We start from the raw sequence: 19,971 nt of genomic DNA, 5'->3' as shown, positions 1-19,971 counted from the left end.
GGAGGGTCGTGACGAAGGAGCCCGGGCGTGGTCCGTCCGGCGGGGTGGGTTCTCGCCCGCTGCGGACGTCCGACGTCGCGCGCGCGACCGGATGGTCCGTGCAGCAGGTGCGGGACCTGGAGGCGCTCGGCGTCCTGCCGCCCGCGGGCCGGTCCGCGAACGGCTACCGCACCTTCGGCGACGAGCACGTCCTGGCTCTGCGCGCGTACCGCGGTCTCGCGACCGCGGTCGGGCCGGTCGAGGCGCGCCGGGTCCTGCGCGCCGTGCGCACGCTGTCCCGGGACGAGGCGACGGCGCTCGTCGGCGCGCTGCACGTGACCCTCGCGCGCGAGCGCGAGGAGGCGCTCGCCGCCCGGCGCGCGCTCCTCGCGATCCGTGCGGAGGGCGACGACGAGGCCCGCCCTCCCGGCGACGTGACCGCGGGACAGGACGACGCCGACGCGTCCGTCCTCACGATCACGCAGCTCGCGGCCGCGCTGGGGGTGCGCGCGTCCACGCTCCGGTTCTGGGAGCGCGAGGGGCTCCTCGCGCCGGACCGCGTCGCCTCGCGCGCGGGGTCGGTCTCGGCCCGTCGCTACCCGCCGGCCGCGGTCCGCGAGGCGCGCGTCGTCGCGGCCCTGCGCGCGGCCGGGTACCGGGTCCCGGACGTGCGGAGAACCATCGACGCGCTGCGCCGGACCACCGGGCCGGCCGACGTCGCCGACCCGCTCGCCGCGCTGGACGCGCGCCTCGGCACGATCGCGCTCCGCACCGTCGCGCTCCTCGACGCCGGGCACGACGTCGCGCGCCTGCTGACGGGCACGCCGCCGCCCGCGTGACCCTCGCGGCGGCCCCCACGGGCACCCGACACCTGCCCGTCCCTCCGGCGTCGCCCGGAGTCCACCGGACCGTCATGCGGCATTCGTAGCGTCGCCGGGGCAACCGTCCCGACGTTCGGAGGAACCGATGACGACCACCCGACGCCGCGCCGTGCGCGGTACCGCCGCCGCGCTGGCAGGAACCCTGCTCGCGAGCACGCTCGTCGCCGCGGCGGCCACGACCGCGACCGTCCCGTTCGCCGCCCCGGCCGCCGCCGCGCCCGGCGACGTCCTGCTCGCCGAGTCGTTCGACGGCGACACCCTCCCCGACGGGTGGACGCCCGTCCTCGGCGACTGGCAGGTGCGCGACGGCCGGCTCGTCGGCGACGCACCTGACGGGTCGTCGCCGGCGCGCATCGTCTTCGGGCAGTCGGCGGAGAACTACCGCCTCGACGCGACGCTGCGCTTCGAGAGCGTGGACAACGCCTCCCGCTGGGCGGGCGCGATCCTCGACGTCGCGCCCGACGGCGCGGTGCCGTGGTGGCAGGCGGTCCTGCGCAGCACGACGACCGCGAGCAACGGCGTCGAGATCGCGCAGCGGACGGCCGCGAACGCGTGGAACGTCCCGTACACGGCCTCCGCCTCGGCGGACGCGGCGACGGGCCGCGACGTGCACCTGTCGGTCGAGGTACAGGGCGCCGCGGTCACCTGCGCGCTCGACGGGAAGACCCTGCTGGAGGGGCGGATCGACCGGTCCCGCGACGGCGCGCTCGGCTTCGTGACCGCGGGCGCGACCGTGAGCGTCGACGACGTCACCGTCACCGAGATCGAGCCCGCGTCCTACGTCGGCGGCGACGGGGAGCTCCCCGTCACGGTCGCGCACCGCGGGTACTCGTCGGTCGCGCCGGAGAACACTCTCGCCGCGGTGGCGGCGGGCATGCGCACCGGCGCCGAGTACGTCGAGATCGACGTGCACACCACGGCGGACGGTCTGCCCGTGGTGCTCCACGACCAGACCGTGGACCGCACGACCGAGGGCTCGGGCGACGTCGCCGTCCTGCCCGGTGGGCAGGTCACCGCGCTCGACGCCGGGTCGTGGTTCTCCCCCGCGTTCGCCGGTCAGCACCTGCCGACGTTCGCGCAGGTGCTCGACCTCCTGGAGACCGGCTCGTCGACCCTCCTGCTGGAGCTCAAGGGGCCGGAGACGTCCGCCGAGGTCGAGCGGGTCGTGGACATGGTCGTCGAGGCCGGGCTCGAGGACCGCGTGGTGCTCCAGTCGTTCGACGTCGCCGCGCTGCGGTCCGCGCGCGAGCACGCGCCGCAGATCCCGCGCGGCCTGTTGCGCGGCTCGCTCGACGCCGACCCGGTCGCCGTCGCGCAGGACCTCGGGGCGGTCATGTACAACCCGTCGGCGAGCGCGCTGCTCGCGCGCCCGAGCGTCGTCGCGGACCTCAACGAGGCCGGCATCGCCGTGATGCCGTACACCGTGAACTCCGCGGCCGACTGGGCCCGGCTCACCGAGATCGGGGTCGACGGCGTCATCACCGACCGGGCGGGCGCGTTCATCGGCTGGAAGCAGGCGCGCGAGCAAGAGGCACCGGCTCCCGCCGCGCCGACGGTCGAGGTCGTGAGCCCGGCCGAGGGTGCAGAGGTCGAGCGCGGCGGCACGCTCGTCCTCGCCGCGAGCGCCACGGACGCGGACGAGGTCGCCGTCTCGCTCGACGGCGAGCTGGTCGAGAACGGGGCGGCGGTCGCCGCCGCCGACCTCGCGCTCGGCGAGCACACCGTCTCCGCCACGGCCCGGGGAGCGGGCGGCGAAGCGACGGCGGAGCGGACCGTCGTCGTCACGGTCACGCCCGAGGGGCTGCGCGCCCGTGTCGCGCTGCTCGACCTCCCGCCCGGTCAGCTCGTCAACGCGCTGACCGCGACCGAGGCGGGACGCTGGGAGTCGGTGCGGCGGACCGTCGAGAGGTTCGTCGACGACGCGGGCGTGCGCGAGCGCCTGCTCGAGGAGATCGCGCATCTCGACGGCCGCTGACGCGCAGGACCCCGCCGGCAGAGGGTCCGTCCCCGTCGACAGGACGACCGGGACGGGCCCGCTCAGGCGTCGGACAGGAAGCGGCGCCGGTCCGAGCGGGCCGAGCCCAGCCCCGCCCAGCCGGCGAGCGCGAGGACGCCGCCCGCGATCCAGACGGCGACGGACCAGTCGGGCGAGCCGTCCGACCCGACGACGGCGCCGTCGGTCGCGAGGATCGTCGCCCCGAGGCCGAGGAGCACGACGCCCAGCACGAGCAGGACGACGTCCCGCACGGTCTTCCCCGCCCCGCGCCGGGGCGCGCGGGCCACGAGCACCGCCTTCTCGGCCGGGGTGAGCGGCGCCGTCGGGCCGAGGGGCTGGACGCGCTCGGCGCCGTGCCGGAACCGCGCCGGGTCGTCGACCGCCTCCACGACCGCCGACGGCAGGCCGAGGAGATAGGCGAGGTCGGCGACCGGGTCGCCAGGCCACGTGGACGCGGCGAGCAGCGCGCGCAGCCGGTTCGGGTCGCGCGGCTCGCCGAAGGTCTCGACGAGCGCGTCGTACGCGCCCTCGGTCCCGGAGGTCGACAGGTCCGTCCACGAGTCGTTCCAGCTCCCGAAGACCCACGGCCGCCCGGGCGTGGTGAGCGTCCAGGAGACCCCGGAACCCGCCCGCTCCAGGCTGACCATCGCCTCGCCCGGGCGCAGGCCGCGCTCGATCGCGGACCGGGCACGGAACTCCCCGCCGAGGGCCGCCGTGAACGCCTCCCGCACGTCGTCGTCGGGCGCACCCGGCACGGGCGCGGGCGGGCGGGCGACCGTCCACACGGCCGTGCGCTCGTCCGTCGCGCGCACCCACGCCGACCCGGCGCGACGCACCGCGGCGCGCACGAACGCAGCGTCGGCGCGCACGAGCTGGACGACGGCGTCGGGTGCCGCTGAGTCGCTCGCCGGCAGGTCGGCGACGGCGGTGAACGTGTCGAGCAGGTCGTCGGGGTGCTCGAGCTCGCGCAGGAGGTCCGGCGCGGTCGACGCGTCCCGCAGCCCGACGAGCGCGGCGACGGCCGCGAGCACCTCGCCCGGCTCGTCGTCGAGGCGCATCGCGTGGTCGGTGCTCGTCCCGGACGGGTCGACGGGCACCCAGGTGACGACCGCCGGCGGAGCCACCGGGTCGGTGCGGGCTGCGAGGATCGCGCTCACGCCGTCGGGCAGCAGGTCCGACCCGGCGTCGAGCTGCACGACCCACGGCGCCGGGACCAGCTCGTCGACGCGCGCGAGCGCCTGCGCGACCGACGCGGGCGCGCCGGGCTCGCGACCGGCCTCGGCGTCGACCTCCGTGTCGACCTCGGCGAAGGTCCAGCCGCGCTCGTCCGTCGGGCCGACCCGCCCGTACTCGAGGTCTGCGGCGCGCAGACGAGCGACGACCTGGTCGTGCGGGGTGCGGGTGACGACGTTCACGGCGTCATGATGCCGCACGCGCGCGGCCGGGTCGGCACCCCGACCACGTCACCCGCACGACCGGAGGACGACCCCGCCGTCAGAAGCCCTCGGGCGGGGTGAACTGCGAGAGCGTGAGCACCGCACCCTGCGGGTCGCGCACCTCGGCCTCGCGGGTCCACTCCGTGTCGGCCGACGAGAGCACGACGCCGCCCGCGCGCTCCGCGGCCGCGGCGGCCGTGTCCCGGTCGGCGACGGCGAACGTCACCGAGTGCCGCGGGGGACCGCCGTCCTCGAGCACGCCCGCCACGACGTCCCGGAACCCGGGCGGCGCGCCCTCCTGGTTCGCGTCGATCTCCGGGTAGACGGTCCGGGCGAGGTGGTCGCCGTAGCCCTCGACGCGGGCCATGCCCGCGCCGAGCCCCGGGTCCACCTCCCACCCGAGGAGCGGCCCGTAGAAGTGCAGCGCCCGCGCGACGTCGGGCGTGTGCAGCACGCTGAAGTTCCACGTGCCCGGCTCGTTGACCCGCTGCGCCCCGACGCGCGTCCCGGGCTCCCAGAGCCGGAACGTCGCGCCCTGCGGGTCGCGGACGGACGCCATGCGCCCCGGCGGACCGACCGTCGTCGGGCCGTCGAGGACCTCCCCGCCGAGGTCGGGGACGCCGCGCGAGGAGGCGTCCACGTCGTCGACCGCGACGTACGTGATCCACGCCGGCTCGCCGGTCCCGGACGCGACCGCGGCGACGTCCTGCCCGCCGAGCGAGGCGACGACATACCTCTCCCCCGCGCCAGGCGGGAGCCTGTCCTCGAAGTCCCACCCGAAGAGGGCGCCGTAGAACGCGAGCGCGGCGTCGACGTCGGGCTGCTCGGTGTCCACCCAGCACGGCACGCCGTGCGGGTAGGTGCGGGTCGGCCGGGACTGCGAGGTGTCCATGCCTCAGGATCCCACCGTGCGCCCACACCGGCAGGGCCACCGGGGCGTTCATCCGCCGGTCACCTCGCCGCCCTTCCGTGCGGGGACGGGCGTGCGTACGGTGGCGAGGAACCTCTCGACGACCACCGTCCCCGACGACGAGGAGCCACCGTGTCCACGAGACTGTCCACGAGACCTGCTCACCACGCCCGCGCCGCCCGCACCGTCCTGGTCCCCGCCCTCGCCGTTCCCGTCGCACTCGCCGTCGCCCTGACCGTGGGAGGCGTCGGCGCCGCCGCGAGCCCCGCCGTCGCGCACGGCGGCAACGGGTCCGGGCACGCGAACGGGCAGGCGGACGGGCACGCGAACGGGCACGGCGCCGGGACGCTGCGCGTCGCGACGTACAACGCGAGCCTCAACCGCGCCGCGGCGGGCGAGCTCGAGGCGGACCTCTCGACGCCCGACGACCCCCAGGCCGCGACGATCGCCGAGGTGCTCCAGCGCACGCGGCCGGACGTCGTGCTGCTCAACGAGTTCGACTACGTGCCCGACGGGCGCGCGGTCGACCTGTTCCGCGACCACTACCTCGAGGTCGCCCAGGGCGGCGCGACGCCGATCGAGTACCGCTACGCGTACGTCGCGCCGTCGAACACGGGCGTACCCAGCGGGTTCGACCTCAACAACGACGGCACGGTCGGCGGGGGCGACGACGCGTTCGGATTCGGGGCCTTCGAGGGCCAGTACGGCATGGTCGTGCTGTCGCGGTACCCGATCGACACGCGCGGCGTCCGCACCTTCCAGCACTTCCTGTGGAAGGACATGCCCGGCGCGCTGCTCCCCGACGACCCGGCGACGGCCGCGCCCGCGGACTGGTTCACGCCCGAGGAGCTCGAGGTCGTGCGGCTGTCGAGCAAGTCGCACTGGGACGTGCCCGTGCGGGTGGGCCGCGAGACGGTCCACGTGCTCGCGTCCCATCCCACACCGCCCACGTTCGACGGCCCCGAGGACCGCAACGGGCGCCGCAACCACGACGAGATCCGGTTCTGGGCGGACTACGTGACGCCCGGCAAGGCGTCGCGGTACGTGTACGACGACGCCGGCCGTCGCGGCGGGCTGAAGCCGGGCGAGAGCTTCGTCGTCCTGGGCGACCAGAACGCCGACCCGCTCGACGGCGACTCGGTCGACGCCGCGATCGAGCAGCTCCTCGACCACCGGCGCGTCCAGGACCCCGCGCCCCGCTCGGCCGGCGCCGTCGAGGCGGCCGCGCTCCAGGGCGGCGCGAACGCGACGCACCGCGGCGACCCCGCGCTCGACACCGCCGACTTCGCGGACACCGCGCCGGGCAACCTGCGCGCGGACTACGTGCTGCCGTCGCGCGACCTGCGCGTGCGCGACGCCGGCGTGTTCTGGCCGGTCCAGGCGGACCCGCTGTCGCGGCTCACGGGCGTCTTCCCGTTCCCGAGCAGCGACCACCGGCTCGTCTGGGTGGACCTGGCCGTCCGCGGCTGACCGTCCCGCCCTCGCCCCGGGCGCTCGTCGCCCGGGGCGACGGTCCTGGACCGCGACGGCCGCCGGGTGCACACTCGGAGGTCTGTGCTCACCGCCGACGCACAGCAGACTCCCGGCCGGCGCCCCGCCGGTCGCACAGCACGCCCGCAGCACACCCGTGGCGCGCCACGTCGTCCGGCCCGACGACCATCTCACCCACGTCCCCGGCGCGACGCGCACGCGTGCTGCCCCGCAGCACGGCGACGACACCCCTGCCGCGCCCCGGGACCGCCGGACCTGGAGCACCCATGAGAAGACTCCGCACCGCCCTGCCCGCAGGCGTCGCCGCAGCGACCGCCGCCCTCGTGCTCGTCGCGAGCCCCGCCGTCGCGCACGGCGGCGGGAAGCCCGACCCACGCCCACCCACCGTGACGGACGTCGCGACCGGGCTCGTCACCCCCCTCAGCCTCGCGGTCGGACCGCGCGGCACGACCTACGTCACCCAGAACTTCCCCGGCCTGCTCACGGCCGTCGGGCGCGACGGCACCCCGAGCGTGCTCTACGCGTCGCCCGACGGCGGCGAGGTCGGCGGCGTCTCCTACGCCGACCGCCGCATCACGTTCACCGAGACGCAGCTCGGCGAGGAGGGCCCGGTCGCGTCGGAGGTCTCGACCCTGGGCACGGACCGCTGGGGGAACCCGACCGGCACGCCCCGCGTCCTCGCGGACACGTTCGCGTACGAGCAGGCGAACAACCCGGACGCGGGCGTGACGTACGGCCTGCGCGAGACCGACCCCGCGTGCGTCGCGCAGGTGCCCCCGGTGCCGGTCCCGGGCCTGTACACGGGGATCGCCGACTCCCACCCGTACGCGACGACCACGTCGCGCGGCACGACCTACGTCGCCGACGCGGGCGCGAACGCGATCCTGTCGATCAGCGACCGCGGGAAGGTCCGCACGGTCGCCGTCCTCCCGGCCCAGCCCGCGGTGGTCACCGCGGAGGCGGCCGCGGCCATCGGCTGGCCCGACTGCGTCGTCGGGGAGACGTACTGGTTCGAGCCCGTCCCGACGGACGTCGAGGTGGGCCCGCGCGGCGTGCTCTACGTGACGACGCTCCCCGGCGGGCCGGAGGACGCGAGCCTCGGCGCGCGCGGCGCCGTCTACACCGTGGACCCGTGGAAGGGGAAGGTGCGCCAGCTCGGGTCCGGGTTCGTGGGCGCGACGAACCTCGCCGTGACGGACCAGGGCACGGTCTACGTGAGCGAGCTGTTCGGCGGGAAGATCTCGCAGGTCGGCAAGCGCGGCCCGAGCACGGTCGTGGAGGTCCCGCTGCCCGCAGGTCTCGAGTGGGACGGCAAGGGGCTGCTCGCGACGACGAACGTGCTGCCCGCGGACGAGACGACGCCGCCCGACGGGCACCTCGTGCGCGTCGACCTCGGCAAGCACCGCGGTCGCTGACGGCCGTCGACCGGCCTGCGGCGCGGCCCGGACGCCCTCGCTCCGGCGGGGGCGCCCGGGCCGCGTCGTGCCGGTGCGCGTCGTGGCTCGGGCCGTCAGCCCCGCCCGACGACGAAGATCATGACGACGGCGCTGAGGGCGACGGCCAGCCCGAGCCCGGCGGCGACGAGGCCGACGACGGTCGCGGTGCGGGTGCCGGCCGAGGCCCCGACGCTCATGCCCAGGCCCTGGGCCGCGTCGGTGACGATCCGGCGCCCGGCCGCGGTGTCGAAGAGGACGCGCGTCCGCGCCCCCGACTCGTCGTCGGCGATCGACGCGGTGAACGTCGAGCGGATGGTCCCGCGCGAGACGGAGCGCACCCAGCCACGTTCGGGCTCGACGAACCGCCCGTCGGCGTCGAGAGCCCAGTGCGTGCGCCGCACGACATCGGTGAGCTCGATCCGCAGCCCGTCCGGCAGGACACTAACCTCGTGGGTGACGAGCGTCGCGTAGTAGCTGTGCGAGAAGATGCGCCACCACGCCGCGTCGGGGCGGTCGAGCCGCAGCTCGAACCCGTCCGGGCGCTCGCCGACGATCCGGTACGGCGTCCCCTCGGCGCGCGCGCGGACGGCGGCGGCGAGGTCCTCGGCGGTGGGCACGGCAGCGAGTGTAGGCGCAGCACCCGCGTCCGGGGCCGGGCCCGTCCCGCGACGGTCGGTGCGCCCGTCGGTGCTGGGCGGTGCCGGGCCGTGCCGGGCCGTGCCGGTCGGTGCCCGTCCTCAGTCCGACGACGCCGCGCGGCGGAGGGCGTCGAGGCTCACGCGGACGTCGGCGTCCGTCGTCGCCCACGAGCTCACCGACACGCGCAGCACCGCGCGGTCGTGCCACCGCGACCCGGACATCCAGGCCGTGCCGTCGTCGAGGACGCGGCGCACGACGTCCTGCGTGCGCGCGTCGTCCCCGAACGCGGCGCACACCTGGGTGAAGACGACGTCGTTGAGCACCTCTGCGCCGTCGAGCGCCCGCATCCCCGCGGCGAACGCGGTCGCGTGCCGGCAGAAGCCGTCCACCAGCTCCGCGACGCCGGAGCGCCCGAGGGCACGCAGCACCGCCCACACGGGGAACGCGCGCCCGCGGCGCGAGAGCTCCGGCACCTTGTCGAGCGGGTCGCCCGTGTCGCTCTGGATGAGGTAGTCGCCGTGCATCCCCATCGCCGCGCGCAGCGGCGCGGGGTCCGCGACGATCGCGAGCCCGCAGTCGTACGGGACGTTGAGCGTCTTGTGCGCGTCGGTCGCCCACGAGTCCGCGCCCTCGTACCCCGCGACGAGGTGGCGGTACGACGGCGACGCGGCGGCGAAGAGCCCGAACGCGCCGTCGACGTGCACCCACGCGCCGTGCCGGTGCGCCACCTCGACCGCCGCGCGGAACGGGTCGAACGCCCCCGAGTGCACGTTCCCCGCCTGCAGCACGACGATCGTCGGACCGCCCGGCACCCCCTGCCAGGTAGAGCCCTGGTCCGTCAGCGCCTCGTCCAGCGCGGCGACCGAGATGCGGCCCTGGTCGTCCGCAGCCACGACCTCGGGCGCACCGAGCCCGAGGTAGGACAGCGCGAGGTCGACCGACTCGTGCCGCTCGGCGCCCACGAGCACGCGGACGCGCGGCGCCCCGGTCAGCCCGTCGCGCCGCACGTCCCACCCCGCGCGCCTCAGGACCTCGCCCCGTGCCGCCGCGAGCGCCGTGAAGTTCGCAGTCGTCGCACCGGTGACGAACCCGACCGCACCGGACGACGGCAGGCCCAGCAGGTCGAGCAGCCACGCGCTCGTCACGTCCTCGACGGCCGTGTGCGCGGGGGTCACGGTGCGCAGCGCGGAGTTCTGGTCCCACGCGCTCGTGAGCCAGTCGGCCGCGAGCGCCGCGGGGTGGCTGCCGCCGATGACCATGCCGTAGAAGCGGCCGGACGGCATGGCCGTGAGGCCGGGACCGCACGCGGTCGCGAGCAGGTCGACGACGTCCGCGGCCGTCGTGGGGCCGTCGGGCAGGTCGGGGCCCAGCGCGGCGACGACGTCCCCGACGGTCGCCTGCGGCGGGACGGGCCGTGTCGCGAGGGAGTCGAGCCACGCAGCGGCGTGCTCGTGCGCCCGCAGGAGGGCGGCGTCGCGGTCGTCCATGACCGGCTCCTGACCGGGCCGGACCGACGCCGGCCCCTCCGACCAGGCTGGACCCGCCCCGTGGGCGGGGCAACCGCGACCCGCGCACCGGCGCCCGTCGGCGGGACGAGTCCGCCGATCCGGTACGCGAGTACTTCTTACGCACAGGCAACCGTCAGGCAACACACGGTCCCTAGCGTCGGGCGGGCCAGATGTTCCCCCGACGGAAGGCCCCCCTGTTGAGAACGTTCACCCTGACCCTGTCCGGCCGCGCCGTCGCGGCCGTCGTCGCGCTCGTCCTCGCGTGCGCCGCCCTGGCCGCGACGGTCGCGTACACCGTCGCCGACTCCCGGGCGTCGGCCGCCGCCGCGCGCGCCGAGGGCGCCGCGGCGCCGGTCCTCGCGTCCGGGACCGCGCCGGCCAACCCGCTCGGCATCGCGTCCGCCCGGTACGCGACCGCGACGGCGACCGCCGCCGCGGAGAAGCCGAAGGTCGTCGTCGTCGCGACCGGCGGCACCATGGCCGGCAAGGCGACCGGCCGCGACACGTTCACGAGCTACCGCGCCGGCACGTACCTCATGGAGGACATGCTGAACACGTTGCGCCCCGAGCTCGACGCGGTCGCCGACGTCACGGCCGTCCAGTTCGGCAACGCCGGCTCGTCCGGCTACTCGATGGAGCAGTTCCACGCGCTCACGCTCGAGGTGGAGAAGCAGCTCGCGACGGCGGACGCCGTCGTCGTCACGACGGGCACCGACACGCAGGAGGAGTTCGCGTACTGGCTCGACCTCACGGTCCGGTCGCGCAAGCCCGTCGTCACGTCCGGCTCGATGCGCCCGTGGGGGTCGGGCGACGGGCCGGGCTCGAGCCTCGTGTTCGGCACGGACGCGCCCGCCAACCTGTACAACGCGATCAAGGTCGCGGCGTCGCAGCAGACGTTCTGCTTCGGCACCGTGCTCATGCTCAACGACGAGATCCAGGCGGCCCGCGAGGTCACCAAGACGAACTCGTACCGCACCGACACGTTCCAGACGCGCGAGTACGGCGTGCTCGGCTGGATCGACGGCGACAACATCACGCTGGGCCGCGCGCCGGCACGCGTCCTGGCGTGCGACACCGAGGAGTGGTTCACGCCGTTCGACCTCGCGAAGGTCGACCCGAAGACGCTCCCGCGCGTCGAGATCGTCACGTCCTACCAGCAGGCGGGCGGCGAGGGCGTCGCGGCGTTCGCGAACGCGGGCGTCCGAGGCATCGTCACCGCGGGCACCGGCGCGGGGGGCATCTCGTCCGCGATGAGCCAGGCCCGCACCGCGGCGATCCGCGACAAGGGCGTGTGGTTCGTCTCCACGACGCGCACCGGCTCCGGGTCGTCGTACGGGGGCGGTACGGGCATCATCGCGGGCGGTGACCTCACCGCCGTCAAGGCGCGGCTCCTGCTGCTCCTGTCGCGCGCCTTCACCGACGACTTCGCCACGGCGCAGGGTTGGTTCACGACCTACGGCAACGCGTCGTTCGACCAGTCCGCGACGGCGGCCACGGTCGGCGCCGAGCCGGGGTCCACGACCGTCCTCTTCTCGGGCACGGCCACGCCGTCGTGCAAGGCGGCGGGCAAGCAGCTCTGGCTCACGGTGTCGGTGACGAACACGGACACGGTGCCGATCGACGTCCACGTGCAGGCGGCGGCGGGCGAGCACACGTTCTCCGCGGTCCCCGCCGGCGGGACGGTCGACAAGACGTTCGCCGTCAAGGGCAAGGCGATCGAGGCGGGCGAGGCGACGCTCGTCGCGTCCAAGACCGTCGCGGGCCGAGACGTGCAGTCGGAGGCCACGGCGGCCTACCCGGAGACGTCGTGCCGCTGACGGTCTGACCATCCCTGCAGAGCACGACCTGGGGGCCGCTATCGAGTCGATAGCGGCCCTCAGGTCGTGCTCGAGGGCGGGCCGCGACGTGCTCGGGCGCGGACCCGGGCGCGTCCGGGAGCGGAAGCACCCGGACGCGAGACTTACGCAGGTCTCCTCACGAATCCCCTAGGGTGGGGTCGGGGCGCGACGCAGCGCCCGCACCGACCCGACGAGGGGGACCCATGACCGACCCGACGCCGACCGCCGCCACGCCGCCGACGTTCGTCGTGACCGAGCAGCAGTTCGAGGCGATGTTCCCCGAGCGGAGCGCGTTCTACACGTACGCGGGACTCGTCGCCGCGACGGCCGCGTACCCGGAGTTCGCGACGACGGGCGGCGACCGGGTCGCCCGACGCGAGGCGGCAGCGTTCCTCGCGAACGTGAGCCACGAGACGCACGGGCTCGTGCACGTGGTCGAGGTGAACACCGCGAACTACCCGCACTACTGCGACCCCGCGCAGCCGTACGGGTGCCCGGCCGGCCAGGACGCGTACTACGGCCGCGGCCCGCTCCAGCTCTCCTGGAACTTCAACTACCGCGCGGCCGGGGAGGCGCTCGGGATCGACCTCCTGGCCGACCCGTGGCTCGTCGAGCAGGACCCGACCGTCGCGTGGCAGACCGCGCTCTGGTACTGGAACACGCAGCCCGGCACCGCGTCGATGACGTGCCACGACGCGATCGTCGGCGAGCACGGCTTCGCCGAGACGATCCGCTCCATCAACGGCCCGCTCGAGTGCGAGGGCGGCAACCCCCGCCAGATGAACAACCGCGTCCGCCTCTTCCGCCACTATGTCGAGATCGTCGGCACCACGACGGGCGACCACCTCACCTGCTGACCGCCCCGCCCGCCCCGCGCCGAACACGACGTCGCTGTCGTTGTCAGGCCGATAACGACAGCAACCTCGTGCTCGGCTGCGCGCAAGGTCGTGGTCAGGCGCAGGTGAGCGCGTCGTACGGGACGACGGCGGTGCGGCCGTCCGTGGTCGCCGTCGCCTCCCCGGCCGGGATCGTCGCGGCGCGGGCGGGGAACGACTGGTAGGCGCTCGTCCCCGGCGCGACGTCCGCGACGACGCGCGAGCCGTACGGCGTGGCGAGCTCGACGTCGACCGGTGCGTCCGCCGTGCTCGTCGCGCGCACCGCGACGTACGCCTTCCCGGCCAGGCACCGCGCCTGGGCGGTCACGGTCAGCGGCGGCTCCCCCGTCCCGGACCCCGGCACGACGGCGTCCCACGGCACGCGCGCGACGAACACGTCCGCGGCGCCCGCGTTCGTCACCCCCGCGGGCGCACCGTAGGTGAGCCCGGTGAGCAGCGCCGCACCGTCGCGGCCGTCGGCCGCGGGGGCCGGTGCCGCGAACAGGTTCGCGTCGTCCCACTCGTCCGCGCCGTCGCGCTCGCGCGAGCCGGTCTGCGTCGCCTCGCCCGGGGTGCCGTCGGCCGCGACGGGGATCGTCACGACGTCCACCCCGCCGACGGCGGTCTCCATCGCGCCGTACGTCGTGCCGACGACGAGCACGGCGTCGTCCGCGCCGAGGACACCCGTGACGCCCCGGTCGTCCGTGGACGTGCCGACCTGCGTCGTCCACACGACCTCGCCCGCGGGGCCGAAGGCCCGTGCCACGACGTCGTTGTCCCCGAGGTTGCCGTCCTCGCCGAGCGCCCCGCGCGTGTGCCCGACGGCCACGACCGACCCGTCCGAGCGCGCCACGAGACCGCTGACCTGGTCGTTCTCGCTCGTCGCGACGGCGCGCAGCCACTCCTGCTCGCCGTCCGCGGCGTACCGCGCGACCCAGCCGTCGTTCGCGCCCGCGTGCTCGGCCCCGGGCATCCCGCCGCCCGACACCCCGCCCACGTACACCGCGCCGTCGGGCGACGCCGCGACCGCGAGCGCCTTGTCCTCGCCGGGCCCGCCGACCTGGCGCAGCCACCGCAGCTCGCCCGTCGCGGAGACCCGGCCGAGCAGCGCGTCCTTGTCCCCGGCGCTCGGCGCTCCGCCGACGGCACCGCTCGTGTACCCGGCGACGTAGGCGCCGCCCGCGCCGTCGGGCGCGACGGCGTAGAAGCGGTCGGCCGCGCCGGGGTCGCCGGTCTGCAGCGTCCAGGCGCGCTCGCCGTCTGCGGTCACGGCCGCGACGAACCCGTCGTCGCGCGTCGCGCCCGCGTGGGCGCCGTCGAGGTCGCCCTTCGTGTACCCAGCGACGAGCACGCCGCCGTCGGCGCCCGGCACGACGCCGTACGCGCGGTCGTCCGCGGCCGTCGCGACCGCGTGCCGCCAGACCTCGGCGCCGTCGGCGTCGCGACTCACGACCACCGCGTCCAGGCCGCCCGCGGGCTCGTACCCGTCCCACGCCCCGGCGAGGTTCAGCGCGACGACGGTCCCGCCGTCGGGCAGCGCCGTGGCGCCGCCCGCGCGGTCGTCGCCCGCGGAGCCGAGGAGCTCGGCGTCCCACGGTGCGGCGGGCGTGGTGCGCAGCCGCGCCGAGACGTCGACGATCCCCTCCCGGAACCCGGGCCGCCACACGTCCCAGTCGTGACCGCCGTCGAGCACGCGCAGCTCGGCCGTCACGCCCGGGACGCGGCGCGCCTGGTTGTAGAGGCGTGCCGACTCGAAGTCGATGTCGTGCGTCGCCTCGGCGGGGTCGGGGTTCGCCCACTCGTCGTCGCCGACGGCGACGAACAGGTGCACCGGGAGCGCAGGGTCGAGCGCCGCGAGCGCGGCGGGGTAGGAGAGCTCGGTGTACCGGTCGGCGTCGAACGGCGCGGCGCCGACGCCGTACGCGCCATAGTCGCGCGCCGAGGAGTCCGCCGGGGGCTGCGGCACGTACACCGCGGGGCTCAGCACGATGCCCGCGGAGAACGTGTCCTGGTGCGCGAGCGTGAACCGCAGCGCGCCCGCGCCCCCCATCGAGTACCCGCCGACGGCGCGCGCCTCGCGGTCCTCGACGGTCCGGTAGGTCGCGTCGACGTGCGCGACGAGATCGCGCGTGAACGCCGTCTCGACCGCCGTGCCCGCACCGGCCCCGGTGCCATCGCCCTCGTACAGCGAGTCCGTGTACCAGGATCCGCGGTCGTTCCACGGCGCGTCGGGCATGACGACGACCATCGGCTGGATCTCCCCCGCCCCGATGAGCTCGTCCAGGTCGCCCGTGACCTGCTGCCACGCCGCCTGCGTGTCCCCGCGCCCGTGCAGCAGGTAGAGCGTCGGGTACTCCTGCTCGCCGTCGTCGTAGCCGGGCGGCAGGTAGACCGTGTAGTCGATCGGCCCCGCCGCGGAGTCCGCGACCCGCGCCGACTCGACCGTGCCCTGCTCCGCGGCCGTCGCGGGCAGCGCGAGCCCGAGCCCGCCCAGCCCGACCGCGAGGGCCAGCGCGGTCCCGACCGCCGTCGTCCCGGACCGTCGGCCCGACCGTCGTGCCATGTCCCGTGGTGCTGCGTCCATCGTGTCTCCTCGTCGAGATCCGGTGATGTGCTGCCCCCTCCCCCTCCCTCCGTCCCGGTCGAGCACGACGTTGCTGTCGTTATCGGGCGGATATCGACAGCAACGTCGTGCTCGACCGGGGGGAGGGTCGTTCTCGGCGCCGGGCGCTACCCGGCCGGGCGGCGGTCCGCCAGTGCCAGCACGGTGTGCGCGCGCTCGACCATCGCGACGTCGAGGAACGTGCCGTCCGCCAGCGCGACGACGCCCGTGCCCGACGCCGCGGCGTCGCCCACGCGCTCGACGACCTCGCGCGCTCGGTCCACCTCGTCGGGCGTCGGCAGGAACGCGTCGCGGATCGTGGCGAGCTGGTCGGGGTGGATCGCGGTGCGGCCGCAGAACCCGAGCGCCCGCCCGGCGCGGCACGACGTGGCGAGCCCGTCGAGGTCGCGCACGTGCGTGAACGCGGACATCGCGGGCGACGGCAACCCCGCCGCTCGGGCCGCCACGACGACCCGGCTGCGCGCCCACGCGAGCCCGGCCTCGTCGTCGACCCGCAGGTCGGAGCGCAGGTCGGCCTCGCCGAGCCCGAGGGACGCGACCTGCGGCGACGCCGACGCGAGCTCGAACGCGCGCTCGACACCGAGCGCCGACTCGACGAGCAGGTGCAGCGCCCGCCCGGGCAGCGCCGCGGCGAGCGCGCGCACCTCGTCGGCGGACTCGGCCTTCGGCGCGCGCACACCGACGGCGAGCGGCAGGCCCGCGAGCACCGCGACGTCGTCGGCGTGCCACGGCGTCGCGGGGTGGTTGATCCGCACCTGGACCCCGCGCGCGGCCGCCGCGGCGTCGAGCAGCCCGACGACGTTCCCCCGCGCCTCGTCCTTGCGCGCGGGGGCGACGGCGTCCTCGAGGTCCACGAGCACGACGTCGGCCGCGGACCCGAGCGCCTTGGCGACCCGGTCCGGCCGGTCCGCGGGCACGTACAGCAAGGTCAGCGGCGGCGCACCGGCCCGGGATGCGGACCGGTCTCCCGACCCGGACCCGTCTCGCGGACCCGACCGGGCGCCCGCACTCATACCGCGCCCTCCGCCCGCAGCTCCGCGACGCGCTCGGGCGCGAACCCGAGCTCGCCGAGCACGGCGTCGGTGTCGGCGCCGTGCGCGCGGCCGGTGAAGCGGATGACGCCGTCGTTCTCGGACAGCCGGAACAGCGGGCCCTGCATGAGCATCGGCCCGAGCTCGGGGTCCTCGATCTCGTGGATCGTGCCGAGCGCGCGGAACTGCGGGTCGTCGACGATGTCGTGCGCGTCGTAGATCGGCGCGACGGCGGCCTGCGCCTCCTCGAACGCGGCGACGACCTCGTCGCGCGTGCGCTGCGCGATCCAGCCGCCGACGGCCGCGTCGAGCAGGTCGGCGTGCTGCGCGCGCTCGACGCCGCTCGCGAACCACGGCTCGTCGACGATCTCGGGGCGCCCCACGAGGCGCATGACGCGCTCGGCGATGGACTGCGCCGACGTCGACACCGCGACCCACTGACCGTCGCGCGTGCGGTACGTGTTGCGCGGCGCGTTGTTCGCGGACCGGTTGCCGGTGCGCGGCTGCACGGTGCGGAGCTGGTCCCAGCGCGTGATCTGCGGCCCGAGCATCGCGAGGATGGGCTCGATGATCGCCGTGTCCACGACCTGCCCGTGCCCGGTGCGCTCGCGCGTGGACAGCGCGACCATGACGGCGAACGCGGTCGCGAGCGACGCGACGCCGTCGGCGAGCCCGAACGGCGGGAGGGTCGGCGGGCCGTCGGGCTCGCCGGTCATCGCGGCGAACCCGCTCATCGCCTCGGCGAGCGTGCCGAACCCGGGGCGGGTGCGGTACGGCCCGACCTGCCCGAACCCGCTCACGCGCGCGAGCACGAGCCGCGGGTTGCGCGCGGACAGCTCGTCGTAGCCGAGGCCCCAGCGCTCGAGCGTGCCGGGCCGGAAGTTCTCGATGACGACGTCCGCCTCGGCGACGAGGGCGAGGAACACCTCCCGGCCGCCGTCGCTCCCGAGGTTCGCGGTGACGGTGCGCTTGTTGCGCCCGAGCGTCTTCCACCACAGGTTCACGCCGTCCTTCGCGGCACCGTGCGTGCGCGACGGGTCGGGCTTGGTGGGGTGCTCGACCTTGACGACGTCGGCGCCCAGGTCGCCGAGGTGCATCGCCGCCATGGGCCCGGCGAACAGCGTCGACGCGTCGACGACGCGCAGTCCCGCGAGCGCCCCGGTGGACGGGTCGCGCGAGATCCGAGGTCCGTCCGTCATGCCGTCACCTCCGTGTCGTTCGTGCCCGACGCCGCGCGCGCGCCGGGGTGCGCCACCCGCCCGGGCGAGGGGTCGCCGTCGGCGAGGTCCCACGCGCAGCGGAACCCGACGGTCGCGCCGCGGGCGAGCCCCAGTCCGGGGACGAGGAGCTTGACCGCGTAGTCCGCCGCGTGGCGCCCGCCCTCGACGTACCAGTCGGAGCCGTCGGCGCGGTAGTCGCTGCCGCCCTTGAGCATGACGAACCGCGTGCGGCCGTCGGAGTGCTCGGAGCCCGTCCAGCTCCACACGGCGGGCTCGCCGCGCGTCCACCCGGGCTGCTCCGCCGCGAGCTGCCACTCGTCCTCGGTCGGCAGGCGCCCGCCGCGCCACGCGCAGAACGCGCGCGCGTCGTCGAGGTCGACGAAGGTCACGGGCTCGTCCTCCGTGCCGGGCAGGGGACGGCCGTCCGCCCAGTGCGCGAGGAAGCGGTGCGCGACGGCGGGCACGTACCCGGTGGCCGCGAGGAACTCCGCGAACTCCGCGTTCGTCACGTCGCGGCCGACCGCGACGGGCGCGGCGAGCTCGCCGTCGCGCTGGAGGGTCCGCGCGTCGTGCAGGCGCGGCGGGAGCGGCTTCCACTCGTCCACGTACGGCGCGCCCTGGTACATCCCGGTCTCGCGCGCCCGGTACCGGACGGTCAGCACGTACGGCCCCGCGGGGACGACGACGGCCCCCGGCTCGGGCGCGCCCGTCGCCCCCGTCCCGCCCGGCGCGAGGCGTCGCGCGAGCCGGTGCGGGAACCGCGCGTCGGCGTCGTGCGGCGCAGACGTGTCGAGCGAGGCGACGACGTCGCGCAGATGCGGCAGCCAGTCGGGCTCGCCGACGCCGTCCGCCACGCACAGCACCGCGGCGATCCCCCGCCCCGGCACCCGCACGCCCCGCCGAACCCCGGATTCCTCCCCACCGACGGCCCCGGCTGAGGAACGATCCAGGGTTCGACGGGAGGGGTGGTCCAACGGGAGCAGCGGGCCGTCGTAGTCCTCGTCGCCGCGGTTCGCGAGCGTCCACAGGGTGACGCCGTCGAGGTCCCAGCGCGAGGCGTAGACCCCCGCCTCCTCCGCCTCGGGGGCGAGCTCGGTGAGGGGCGTCCACTCGCCGTCCAGCAGCAACGGTCGCGCCGCGCGCTGGACCGTGACCAGGCGCTTGACCGTCGCGGCGTCGCGCGGCGACCATCCGACCCACACCCCGAACACGACCTCCCACACCATGACGCCCACGCCGTTGAGCCACGCGGACTGGAGCTCCTCGGAGTGGTCACGGTGCCAGCGGCGCACGTGGTGCTGCATGTGCCGGCGCTCGTACCAGTGCGCGCGCAGCACGCCGGGCACGGGCGAGTCGGCGAAGAACTGCGCCCACGACGACGAGTGGTCCTCGATGCGCTCGACCGGAAGCTTCGACTCGCCCTCCAGGACGATGCCGGGCCGCGCGCCCTCGAGCCGCGCGACGAGCTCAGGCTCGGCCTTCTTCAGGGTGTCGAGGAAGACGCCGTCGGCGCCGAGGTCGCGCACGACGGCGGCGAGCTCGGTGAGGTCGTCGTCCCCGCGACGCGTGCCCACGTCCCACGGGTTGTAGTCGACGAACACGTGCAGGCCCGCGTCGTGGAACGTCTGCACGAGGTCGACGAACCCCGGGACGTCGCGGTAGAAGTCCCACTGGTTGCGGTCGTCGATCCCGATGACGGGGTACGCGTGCCACAGCACGACGGCGTCGAGGCCGCCGAACCGCTCGCGCGCGTCGGCGAGGAACCGCTCCGGCGTGAACCGGTGCTCCTCGAACGAGTACAGCAGCTCGTCCCAGAGCCAGACCTGCGCGACCGTCGAGCACCCGGCAGCCCACGCGGCGTCCGGGCGGTCGTACGCGGCACCGGTGTACCCGTGGCGGCGGCGGGCGTCGTCGCGCCACGCGGCGAGGCGCTCGCGCCAGGCCGGACGGTCGGCGGGGTCGACCGGGCCGACGAAGATCTTCGCCTCGTCGAGCGCGAGCGACTGCTCGGGCGTGAGCGGCCCGTCGAGCGCGACCGCGGTCGGCAGGTCGATCGGTCGCGGGACCAGCGGGTCGAACGTGTACGTCATGGTGCCTTTCCCTCGGCG

General features: G+C 75.8%; 14 protein-coding genes. 6 read left to right on the top strand and 8 right to left on the bottom strand.

What is annotated here, in order from left to right; all coding sequences use genetic code 11:
• Positions 1-8: 8 nt before the first annotated feature.
• Together NF338_RS02215 and NF338_RS02210 are read left to right on the top strand one after the other, a co-directional pair.
• Positions 9-818 carry a MerR family transcriptional regulator gene (locus tag NF338_RS02215; protein WP_264029277.1) on the top strand — a complete coding sequence of 270 codons (810 nt, stop codon included), beginning with the start codon at positions 9-11 and terminating at the stop codon, positions 816-818.
• Positions 819-945: 127 nt separating this feature from the next.
• On the top strand, positions 946-2,835 hold the full coding sequence (locus NF338_RS02210; protein ID WP_264029276.1) for a glycerophosphodiester phosphodiesterase family protein: 1,890 nt from the start codon (positions 946-948) through the stop codon (positions 2,833-2,835).
• 62 nt (positions 2,836-2,897) lie between these two features.
• Here the strand turns inward: NF338_RS02210 and NF338_RS02205 are convergent, their stop codons facing one another.
• Entirely contained in the window at positions 2,898-4,271 is a 1,374-nt protein-coding gene (locus NF338_RS02205; protein WP_264029275.1) for a hypothetical protein, read from the bottom strand.
• A gap of 79 nt (positions 4,272-4,350) precedes the next feature.
• Entirely contained in the window at positions 4,351-5,184 is an 834-nt protein-coding gene (locus NF338_RS02200) for a VOC family protein (RefSeq protein ID WP_264029274.1), read from the bottom strand.
• A gap of 366 nt (positions 5,185-5,550) precedes the next feature.
• Between NF338_RS02200 and NF338_RS02195 the strand changes: the two genes are divergently transcribed.
• Together NF338_RS02195 and NF338_RS02190 are read left to right on the top strand one after the other, a co-directional pair.
• A complete protein-coding gene (locus NF338_RS02195) occupies positions 5,551-6,672 on the top strand; it encodes an endonuclease/exonuclease/phosphatase family protein (RefSeq protein ID WP_264029382.1) in 1,122 nt (373 codons plus the stop codon).
• Positions 6,673-6,959: 287 nt separating this feature from the next.
• The gene (locus NF338_RS02190; protein WP_264029273.1) at positions 6,960-8,108 is read left to right on the top strand and encodes a ScyD/ScyE family protein; all 1,149 of its coding nucleotides are present in this window, start codon (positions 6,960-6,962) and stop codon (positions 8,106-8,108) included.
• Positions 8,109-8,203: 95 nt separating this feature from the next.
• On the opposite strand, the gene NF338_RS02185 is transcribed toward NF338_RS02190, so the two are convergent.
• A complete protein-coding gene (locus NF338_RS02185) occupies positions 8,204-8,746 on the bottom strand; it encodes a hypothetical protein (protein ID WP_264029272.1) in 543 nt (180 codons plus the stop codon).
• 120 nt (positions 8,747-8,866) lie between these two features.
• On the bottom strand, positions 8,867-10,255 hold the full coding sequence (locus tag NF338_RS02180) for a pyridoxal phosphate-dependent decarboxylase family protein (RefSeq protein WP_264029271.1): 1,389 nt from the start codon (positions 10,253-10,255) through the stop codon (positions 8,867-8,869).
• A gap of 218 nt (positions 10,256-10,473) precedes the next feature.
• On the opposite strand from NF338_RS02180, the gene NF338_RS02175 reads away from it, so the two are divergent.
• Together NF338_RS02175 and NF338_RS02170 are read left to right on the top strand one after the other, a co-directional pair.
• On the top strand, positions 10,474-12,093 hold the full coding sequence (locus NF338_RS02175; RefSeq protein ID WP_264029270.1) for an asparaginase: 1,620 nt from the start codon (positions 10,474-10,476) through the stop codon (positions 12,091-12,093).
• Between the two features lie 224 nt (positions 12,094-12,317).
• On the top strand, positions 12,318-12,971 hold the full coding sequence (locus NF338_RS02170; RefSeq protein ID WP_264029269.1) for a chitinase: 654 nt from the start codon (positions 12,318-12,320) through the stop codon (positions 12,969-12,971).
• Between the two features lie 94 nt (positions 12,972-13,065).
• Here the strand turns inward: NF338_RS02170 and NF338_RS02165 are convergent, their stop codons facing one another.
• From NF338_RS02165 to NF338_RS02150, 4 genes are all read right to left on the bottom strand, one after another.
• On the bottom strand, positions 13,066-15,573 hold the full coding sequence (locus NF338_RS02165; protein WP_264029268.1) for an alpha/beta hydrolase-fold protein: 2,508 nt from the start codon (positions 15,571-15,573) through the stop codon (positions 13,066-13,068).
• 146 nt (positions 15,574-15,719) lie between these two features.
• The gene (locus tag NF338_RS02160) at positions 15,720-16,529 is read right to left on the bottom strand and encodes an HpcH/HpaI aldolase/citrate lyase family protein (RefSeq protein WP_264029267.1); all 810 of its coding nucleotides are present in this window, start codon (positions 16,527-16,529) and stop codon (positions 15,720-15,722) included.
• A 92-nt stretch (positions 16,530-16,621) separates the two neighbouring features.
• The gene (locus tag NF338_RS02155; RefSeq protein WP_264029266.1) at positions 16,622-17,842 is read right to left on the bottom strand and encodes a CaiB/BaiF CoA transferase family protein; all 1,221 of its coding nucleotides are present in this window, start codon (positions 17,840-17,842) and stop codon (positions 16,622-16,624) included.
• A complete protein-coding gene (locus NF338_RS02150; protein WP_264029265.1) occupies positions 17,839-19,953 on the bottom strand; it encodes a formylglycine-generating enzyme family protein in 2,115 nt (704 codons plus the stop codon). The genes NF338_RS02155 and NF338_RS02150 overlap by 4 nt, the downstream gene beginning before the upstream one ends.
• Positions 19,954-19,971: the final 18 nt, after the last annotated feature.

Source organism: Cellulosimicrobium sp. SH8 (assembly GCF_025818875.1).
Classification (GTDB): domain Bacteria; phylum Actinomycetota; class Actinomycetes; order Actinomycetales; family Cellulomonadaceae; genus Cellulosimicrobium; species Cellulosimicrobium cellulans_D.
Note: the sequence above shows the minus strand (reverse complement) of the source record. Positions and strands in the feature narration are given on the sequence as shown.

Coding starts and splice junctions, on each gene's coding strand:
- NF338_RS02210 (WP_264029276.1), top strand. CDS start 946: ATGACGACCACCCGACGCCGCGCCGTGCGCGGTACCGCCGCCGCGCTG.
- NF338_RS02200 (WP_264029274.1), bottom strand. CDS start 5,184: ATGGACACCTCGCAGTCCCGGCCGACCCGCACCTACCCGCACGGCGTG.
- NF338_RS02190 (WP_264029273.1), top strand. CDS start 6,960: ATGAGAAGACTCCGCACCGCCCTGCCCGCAGGCGTCGCCGCAGCGACC.
- NF338_RS02180 (WP_264029271.1), bottom strand. CDS start 10,255: ATGGACGACCGCGACGCCGCCCTCCTGCGGGCGCACGAGCACGCCGCT.
- NF338_RS02170 (WP_264029269.1), top strand. CDS start 12,318: ATGACCGACCCGACGCCGACCGCCGCCACGCCGCCGACGTTCGTCGTG.
- NF338_RS02165 (WP_264029268.1), bottom strand. CDS start 15,573: ATGGACGCAGCACCACGGGACATGGCACGACGGTCGGGCCGACGGTCC.
- NF338_RS02155 (WP_264029266.1), bottom strand. CDS start 17,842: ATGACGGACGGACCTCGGATCTCGCGCGACCCGTCCACCGGGGCGCTC.
- NF338_RS02150 (WP_264029265.1), bottom strand. CDS start 19,953: ATGACGTACACGTTCGACCCGCTGGTCCCGCGACCGATCGACCTGCCG.